Source organism: Pseudomonas sp. 05N434 (assembly GCF_056396965.1).
Genome location: NZ_JBFTMK010000175.1, coordinates 21,552 through 30,340, shown reverse-complemented (window position 1 = coordinate 30,340; position 8,789 = coordinate 21,552). Strand labels below are relative to the sequence as shown.

Annotated in this window: 5 protein-coding genes and 3 pseudogenes; all 8 read left to right on the top strand. The window is 60.2% G+C overall.

The features are described 5' to 3' along the window. Positions 1–394: pseudogene (locus AC1DLB_RS13460) on the top strand (DeoR family transcriptional regulator); the annotation flags it as partial. A gap of 317 nt (positions 395–711) precedes the next feature. Further along, positions 712–2,022: pseudogene (gene glpD / locus AC1DLB_RS13455) on the top strand (glycerol-3-phosphate dehydrogenase); the annotation flags it as partial. 318 nt (positions 2,023–2,340) lie between these two features. Then, a pseudogene (locus AC1DLB_RS13450) lies at positions 2,341–3,087 on the top strand (transporter substrate-binding domain-containing protein); the annotation flags it as partial. A gap of 172 nt (positions 3,088–3,259) precedes the next feature. Continuing rightward, a complete protein-coding gene (locus AC1DLB_RS13445; RefSeq protein WP_018926619.1) occupies positions 3,260–4,006 on the top strand; it encodes an amino acid ABC transporter permease in 747 nt (248 codons plus the stop codon). Further along, positions 4,006–4,677, top strand: coding sequence for an amino acid ABC transporter permease (locus AC1DLB_RS13440; RefSeq protein WP_018926620.1), 672 nt, complete (start codon positions 4,006–4,008; stop codon positions 4,675–4,677). Before AC1DLB_RS13445 ends, AC1DLB_RS13440 begins: the two co-directional genes overlap by 1 nt. Continuing rightward, the gene (locus tag AC1DLB_RS13435; RefSeq protein WP_018926621.1) at positions 4,674–5,408 is read left to right on the top strand and encodes an amino acid ABC transporter ATP-binding protein; all 735 of its coding nucleotides are present in this window, start codon (positions 4,674–4,676) and stop codon (positions 5,406–5,408) included. The genes AC1DLB_RS13440 and AC1DLB_RS13435 overlap by 4 nt, the downstream gene beginning before the upstream one ends. 148 nt (positions 5,409–5,556) lie before the next feature. After that, on the top strand, positions 5,557–7,458 hold the full coding sequence (aauS, locus tag AC1DLB_RS13430; protein ID WP_477785112.1) for a two-component sensor histidine kinase AauS: 1,902 nt from the start codon (positions 5,557–5,559) through the stop codon (positions 7,456–7,458). Further along, positions 7,455–8,783 (top strand): two-component response regulator AauR, encoded by a 1,329-nt coding sequence (aauR, locus tag AC1DLB_RS13425; RefSeq protein ID WP_477785111.1) that lies wholly within the window; start codon positions 7,455–7,457, stop codon positions 8,781–8,783. The genes aauS and aauR overlap by 4 nt, the downstream gene beginning before the upstream one ends. Positions 8,784–8,789: the final 6 nt, after the last annotated feature.

The following is an 8,789-nucleotide window of genomic DNA, read 5'->3' as shown; positions in this document are numbered from 1 at the left end:
CAACCTGCATGTGGCCTCGATGCTCAGCGCCAAGGACGACTTCGACGTGCTGCTGACCGGTGGCAACGTGCGGCGTGACGGTGGCGTGGTCGGTCAGGCCAGCGTCGACTTCATTAACCAGTTCAAGGTCGACTTCGCCCTGGTCGGCATCAGTGGTATCGATGAAGACGGCAGCTTGCTGGATTTCGACTATCAGGAAGTGCGGGTATCCCAGGCGATCATCGCCAACGCCCGACAGGTGATTCTCGCGGCGGACTCCAGCAAATTCGGGCGCAACGCCATGATTCGCCTGGGGCCGATCAGCCTGATCGATTGCCTGGTCACCGACCAGCCGCCTTCGCCGGCCCTGGCGCAGTTGTTGAGCCAGCACAAGATCCGGCTGGAGGTCGTGTAAGCACATCCCCCCTGTGGCGAGGGGGCTTGCCCCCGTTCGGCTGCACAGCAGACGCCAATCAGACAACATGTTCTTCCTGAGATACCGCGGTAGCCGGTTATAGGACCGCTTCGCAGCCCACCGGGAGCAAGCTCCCTCGCCACAAAAGCAGTCCCTACCATCATTCAATGTTCGAAAATTTTCCTTTAACGGCCCTTCGATCAGTATTTTCAATCGAAGCACGCTGGCTGTGGGCGTCTTTATGGGCTAGTATTTTCGCAAATGAACATTAATGTTCGAATTCAAATATAGAAATCAAAAAAGCCCGAGGCCAGCCGATGCCCACTTCTACCTTGCCTACGCCCCCTCTCGCCGAGGTCTACGATATCGCCGTCATTGGTGGTGGGATCAATGGCGTGGGGATCGCAGCGGATGCCGCCGGTCGCGGCCTTTCGGTGTTCCTTTGCGAAAAGGATGATCTGGCCAGCCACACCTCGTCGGCCAGCAGCAAGCTGATCCACGGAGGCCTGCGCTACCTGGAGCATTATGAATTCCGCCTGGTGCGCGAAGCCCTGGCCGAGCGCGAAGTGCTGCTGGCCAAGGCACCGCACATCGTCAAACAGATGCGCTTCGTGCTGCCCCACCGCCCGCACCTGCGTCCGGCCTGGATGATCCGCGCCGGTCTGTTCCTTTATGACCACCTCGGCAAACGGGAAAAACTCGAAGGCTCGAAAAGCCTGAAGTTCGGCCCGGACAGCCCGCTGAAAAGCGAAATCACCAAAGGCTTCGAATATTCCGATTGCTGGGTCGATGACGCACGCCTCGTCGTACTGAACGCCATGGCTGCCCGCGAGAAAGGTGCCCACGTTCATACGCAAACCCGCTGCGTCAGTGCCCGTCGCACCAAGGGCCTGTGGCACATGAACCTGGAACGCGCCGATGGCAGCCTGTTTTCGATCCGCGCCAAGGCACTGGTGAACGCTGCCGGCCCATGGGTCGCCCAGTTCATTCGTGACGACCTGAAGATGGAATCGCCATACGGCATCCGTCTGATCCAGGGCAGCCACCTGATCGTGCCAAAACTGTACGAAGGCGAATACGCGCACATTCTGCAAAACGAAGATCAGCGCATCGTCTTCACCATTCCGTACCTGAACCACTTCACCCTGATCGGCACCACCGACCGCGAGTACACCGGCGACCCGGCAAAAGTGGCGATCACTGAAGGCGAAACCGATTACCTGCTGAAAGTGGTCAATGCCCACTTCAAGAAACAACTCAGCCGCGCGGACATCCTGCACAGCTAMTCCGGCGTTCGTCCGCTGTGCAACGACGAATCCGACAACCCGTCGGCCGTCACCCGCGACTACACCCTGGCGTTGTCGGGTTCTGGTGAAGAAGCACCGTTGCTGTCGGTGTTCGGCGGCAAGCTGACGACCTACCGCAAACTGGCCGAGTCGGCGCTGGCGCAATTGGCCCCGTACTTCACGCACATCAAGCCAAGCTGGACCGCCAGCGCGCCCCTGCCCGGAGGCGAAGACATGACGACTCCGCAGGCATTGAGTTCGCGGATCCGCGACAAGTTCGACTGGATCCCCACCGAGATCGCCCGACGCTGGTCCACCACTTACGGCAACCGCACCTGGCAGACAGACCGCAGTGCCCCCTTCGCGGGCAAGCCTCGCTCCTACAGTTTTGTGTGAGTCAATCCATTCGGTTTTCCGAACGCGACTMCTCGGTCGATTCGGAAAACCGGATCATCCGACAACAAACTCAACGTCACCAACATTAAAATACTCTTAAAAATCAATAATTTGATAGATGATGCATGGTCTGGCACGAGTCATGCTCTACTCTCCCGGACGAATGTTTATTGCGCTACTCCTTCAGGAGCCGCCAGGCATTCGAAGCACCAAAAAAGGCCGATGAACTGGCTCCATAAAAAAAACAATGTCGAGGAAAATTTGATGCGCATCGTTCCCCATCTCCTGGGCGCAGCCATTGCTGCCGCTCTGATTAGCACTCCAGTTTTCGCCGCCGAACTCACCGGCACACTGAAGAAGATCAAAGAGTCCGGCACCATCACCCTCGGGCATCGTGACGCTTCCATTCCGTTTTCCTACATCGCGGACGCTTCCGGCAAACCGGTTGGCTACTCCCACGATGTCCAGCTGAAAATCGTCGAAGCCATCAAGAAAGACCTGGACATGCCCAACCTCCAGGTCAAATACAACCTGGTGACCTCGCAAACCCGTATCCCGCTGGTGCAGAACGGCACCGTGGACATCGAGTGCGGCTCCACCACCAACAACGTCGAACGTCAGCAACAAGTTGACTTCTCCGTCGGCATCTTCGAAATCGGCACCAAGCTGCTGGCCAAGAAAGACTCGCCCTACAAAGATTTCGCCGACCTCAAAGGCAAGAACGTCGTGACCACCGCCGGCACCACGTCCGAGCGCATCCTCAAGTCGATGAACGCCGACAAGCAGATGGGCATGAACGTGATCTCCGCCAAAGACCATGGCGAATCCTTCCAGATGCTGGAAACCGGCCGTGCCGTGGCCTTCATGATGGACGACGCCTTGCTCGCCGGTGAAATGGCCAAGGCCAAGAAGCCGGATGACTGGGCCGTGACCGGCACACCACAATCGTTCGAAATCTACGGCTGCATGGTTCGCAAGGGCGACGCACCGACAAAGCGGCTGACGAAAAGAAATCCTGATTTCTGACTAACGTTCCCCCCTGAGAAGGCCTCTGCCCTTTCAGGGGTTGTCACTCCCTGCTGGCATTTCTGGAAACACTCGAACCGGTGGTTGTCGAGCCGTTCGCGTGTGCCTGACCGTCATCGGGCACTTGTACATCGATCGAATCCGAGGGGAGACCCTAATGAATTACAACTGGGACTGGGGCGTGTTCTTCAAGTCCACCGGCGTGGGCAGCGAAATTTATTTCGACTGGTACCTCTCCGGTTTAGGCTGGACCATCGCCATCGCCGTCGCCGCCTGGATCATCGCGCTGCTGCTGGGCTCGATCCTGGGTGTCATGCGCACGGTGCCGAATCGCATCGTATCGGGCATCGCGACCTGCTACGTCGAACTCTTCCGTAACGTGCCACTGCTGGTGCAGCTGTTCATCTGGTACTTCCTGGTGCCCGACCTGCTGCCGCAAAACCTGCAGGACTGGTACAAGCAGGACCTGAACCCGACCACCTCGGCCTTCCTCAGTGTCGTCGTGTGCCTGGGCCTGTTCACCACGGCCCGGGTTTGCGAACAAGTGCGCACCGGTATCCAGGCGCTGCCCCGCGGCCAGGAATCCGCTGCCCGCGCCATGGGTTTCAAGCTGCCGCAGATCTACTGGAACGTGCTGCTGCCCCAGGCTTATCGCATCATCATTCCGCCGCTTACCTCGGAATTCCTGAACGTGTTCAAGAACTCCTCCGTCGCGTCGCTGATCGGCCTGATGGAGCTGCTGGCGCAGACCAAACAGACCGCCGAGTTCTCCGCCAACCTGTTCGAAGCCTTCACCCTGGCAACGCTGATCTACTTCACCCTGAACATGAGCCTGATGCTGCTGATGCGCGCGGTCGAGAAGAAAGTCGCCGTGCCGGGCCTGATTTCCGTAGGGGGTAAATGATGGAATTCGACTTCTCGGGCATCATTCCGTCCCTGCCGGGTATGTGGAACGGCATGGTCATGACCCTCCAGCTGATGGCCCTGGGCGTGAGCGGCGGGATCATCCTCGGCACGGTCCTGGCGTTGATGCGCCTGTCCCACAACAAACTGCTGTCGAACATTGCCGGCGCCTACGTCAACTACTTCCGCTCGATCCCGCTGCTGCTGGTCATCACCTGGTTCTACCTGGCGGTGCCGTTCGTATTGCGCTGGATCACCGGCGAAGACACCCCGATCGGCGCGTTCGCCTCGTGCATCGTGGCGTTCATGATGTTCGAAGCAGCGTACTTCTGCGAAATCGTCCGGGCCGGGGTGCAGTCGATTCCCAAGGGCCAGATGAGCGCCGCCCAGGCCATGGGTATGACGTATGGCCAGATGATGCGGTTGATCATCCTGCCGCAAGCGTTCCGCAAGATGACCCCGCTGCTGTTGCAACAGAGCATCATCCTGTTTCAGGACACCTCGCTGGTCTACGCGGTCGGCTTGGTGGACTTCCTCAATGCCTCGCGTGCCAGTGGCGACATCATCGGCCGCTCCAATGAGTTCCTGATCTTCGCAGGTCTCACGTACTTCATCATCAGCTTTGCCGCCTCGCAGCTGGTCAAGCGTCTGCAAAAAAGGTTCGCCGTATGATCTCTATCAAGAACGTCAACAAGTGGTATGGGGACTTCCAGGTACTGACTGATTGCAGCACCGAGGTCAAAAAAGGCGAGGTGATCGTGGTGTGCGGGCCGTCCGGTTCCGGCAAATCCACCCTGATCAAGTGCGTCAATGCACTGGAACCGTTCCAGAAAGGCGACCTGATCGTCGATGGCACGTCCATCGCCGATCCGAAGACCAACCTGCCGAAACTGCGTTCGCGGGTGGGCATGGTGTTCCAGCATTTCGAACTGTTCCCGCACCTGACCATCACCGAAAACCTGACCATCGCGCAGATCAAGGTGTTGGGTCGCAGCAAGGAAGAAGCCACCAAGAAAGGCCTGCAACTGCTTGAGCGCGTCGGGCTGTCTGCCCATGCGCATAAGCACCCGGGCCAGCTTTCCGGTGGCCAGCAACAGCGTGTGGCGATCGCCCGTGCGCTGGCGATGGACCCGATCGTCATGCTGTTCGACGAACCGACCTCGGCACTGGACCCGGAAATGGTCAACGAAGTGCTGGATGTGATGGTGCAACTGGCCCACGAAGGCATGACCATGATGTGCGTGACCCACGAAATGGGCTTCGCCCGCAAGGTCGCGGACCGGGTGATCTTCATGGACGCCGGCAAGATTATCGAAGACTGCAGGAAAGAAGAGTTCTTCGGCGACATCAACGCCCGCTCCGAGCGTGCGCAGCATTTCCTCGAGAAGATTCTGCAGCACTAAGAAGGAAGGCACCGCTCCCCTAATTGTGGGAGCGGGCTTTTGTGGCGAGGGGGCCCCCTCGCCACAAAAGCCCCCTTGCCATACAGCAACTCCCACGGGGCCCGTGGGGATATGGATATTGTGTTGTGGTTGACCCAAGGCATCTGTGATGAAATGCGACTCCACTCTCTATCGCGCCGCGCCGCCATCACTCGCCGTGAAACCCCGTTTGATTCGCCATCTGTTCCTGCCGCCGCTGATCATCGCCCTGATGATCGGATTGGGTTACATCGGCTTCTGGGTCAGTGAACACTACGGCATTCGCAGCCTCAGCGAGAATGGCCAGCGTCAGCTGGAACTGCACGCGCGCGCCGTCGAAAGCGAGATCAGCAAATACACCTACCTGCCCAGCCTGCTGGAACTCGAATCGAGTGTTTCCAAGCTACTGGCCGACCCGTCGCCGGAACACCGGCAGACGGTCAACGAATACCTCGAAGGCCTGAACCGGCGCAGCCGCAGTCGGGCCATTTATGTGATGGACACCACCGGTCGCGTACTGGCCACCAGCAACTGGCGCGATGTCGACAGTTATCTGGGCGAAGACCTGTCCTTCCGCGCCTACTTCCAGAACGCCGTGCGCGGTCAGCCGGGACGTTTCTACGGCATCGGCAGCACCAGCGGCGAACCCGGCTATTACCTGGCTCATGGCCTGGAGGAACACGGCAAGATCACCGGCGTCGCGGTGGTCAAGGTGCGCCTCGAAGCCATGGAAGAACGCTGGCAGCGCGCGCGCCTGGAAGCGTTCGTCAGCGACGAGAACGGCATCATCATTCTCTCCAGCGATCCGGCGCGGCGGCTCAAGTCGGTGCTGCCGTTGAGCGACGACACCAAGGAACGCCTGGCCCGCAGCCTTCAGTACTACTGGTATCCGCTGAATGAACTGCAACCGCTGGCCCGAGAGAAACTGGCTGAAGGCGAGGAAAAACTGACCTTCCCCGCCAACAGCGAACTGGTGTCCGATGAAGAGAACATCAGCTACCTGTCGCAAACCCGGCCGCTGAGCGACACCCCGTGGAATTTCACCCTGCTCACGCCCCTGCAAGACCTGCGGCGTGAAGCGATCAATCAGGGAATCCTGGTGGCGGTGGCGTTTGCCCTGGTGGCCYTCCTGCTGATCGCCTGGAACGAGCGCCGCAAAGTGATCGCCACCCGCCTCGCGGCGCGGGAAGCCTTGCAGGAAGCCAACAATCAACTGGAGCGTCGGATTACCGAACGCACCACTGACCTGCGTGCCAGCAACGAACGGCTCAAGGGGCAGATTCGTGAGCGTCGGCAGGCTGAAGAAACCTTGCGCCGCGCTCAGGATGAACTGGTCCAGGCCGGCAAACTGGCGGCCATCGGCCAGATGTCCACCAGTATCGCCCACGAATTGAACCAACCGCTGGCAGCCTTGCGGACCTTGTCCGGCAATACCGTGCGCTTTCTGGAGCGCGGTCAGCTGGATGTGGCCAGCACCAATCTCAAAACCATCAATGAACTGATCGACCGCATGGGCCGGATTACCGCCAGCCTGCGTTCCTTCGCCCGACGCGGCGATGACCAGGGCCAGGCCAGCCTCGGCAAAGGCGTGGACGCCGCCCTGCAACTGCTGGGCAGCCGGATGGAAAGCGTGCCGCTGCAACTGCATCGCGATTTCACCGACGTGCAGGTGCAGATCGACCAGACCCGTCTGGAGCAGATCCTCGTCAACCTGATCGGCAACGCGCTCGATGCCATGCAGTCGCAGCCCCAACCGACGTTGTGGCTCGAAGGCGAGGAATACGACGGCAAGTATCGCCTGCGGGTGCGCGACAACGGCCACGGCATCGATGCCGAAGCGCGCAAGCATCTGTTCGAGCCATTCTTCACCACCAAGCCCGGCGAACAGGGCCTGGGCCTCGGCCTGACCCTGTCGGCGAGCCTGGCAGCCGCCACGGGCGGGCATCTGGGTGTCGAACACCCGGCCAGCGGTGGCACCACCTTCGTCCTCAGTTTACCGTTGGTAAGCCCTACTCCCGCCGAGCCAATATGAACAACGACCTAAGTGTGCTGATCGTCGAAGACGACCCCCATGTGCTGCTCGGTTGCCAACAGGCACTGACGCTCGAAGACATTCCCTGCATCGGCGTCGGCAGCGCCGAAGAAGCGCTGGAGCGGGTGGGCGATAACTTCGCCGGCATCGTCATCAGCGACATCCGCCTGCCGGGCATCGATGGCCTGGAACTGCTGACCCGGCTCAAGGCCCGTGATCGCAGCCTGCCGGTGGTGTTGATTACCGGCCACGGCGACATCTCGATGGCCGTCGGCGCGATGCAGAAAGGCGCCTACGACTTCATGGAGAAACCCTTCTCCCCCGAACGCCTGGTGGACGTCGCCCGCCGTGCACTGGAGCAACGCAGCCTGGCGCGGGAAGTCACCTCGTTACGTCGCCAACTGTTCGAGCGCGATTCCCTCGAAGGCCGGATCATCGGTCGCTCGCCGGCCATGCAGAACCTGCGGGAACTGATCGCCAACGTCGCCGATACGTCGGCCAACGTGCTGATCGAAGGCGAGACCGRCACCGGCAAGGAACTGGTTGCACGTTGCCTGCACGACTTCAGCCGTCGGCACAGCAAACAGTTCGTCGCGCTGAACTGCGGTGGCCTGCCGGAGAACCTGTTCGAAAGCGAAATCTTCGGCCACGAGGCCAACGCTTTCACCGGTGCCGGCAAACGGCGGATCGGCAAGATCGAACACGCCGATGGCGGCACGCTGTTCCTCGACGAAGTGGAAAGCATGCCGCTGCCGTTGCAGATCAAGCTGCTGCGGGTGCTGCAGGAACGCACCCTCGAACGCCTGGGTTCGAACCAGAGCGTGGCGGTGGATTGCCGGGTGATCGCCGCGACCAAGTCCGACCTGGATGAGTCGAGCAAGGCCGGCGAGTTTCGCAGCGACCTGTATTACCGTTTGAACGTGGTCACCCTGGAACTGCCGCCGCTGCGCGAACGCCGCGAAGACATCCTGCAATTGTTCGAGCACTTTTTGCAGCAGTCATCCCTGCGCTTCGACCGCTCGCTGCCTGAACTGGACAACCAGACCGTGTCGATTCTGATGAGCCACGACTGGCCAGGCAACGTGCGCGAACTGCGCAACGTCGCCGAACGCTTCGCCCTCGGTCTGCCGGCCTTCAAGAAGACCGGCGCCAGCGGCAGCAATCAGGGCCTGGCCTTCGCCGAAGCGGTGGAAGCTTTCGAACGCAACCTGCTGAACGATGCCTTGCAGCGCAGCGGCGGCAACCTGACCCAAGCCAGTCAGGAACTGGGGATGGCCAAGACCACACTGTTCGACAAAGTGAAGAAATACGGGCTGAGCCACTGATGGACC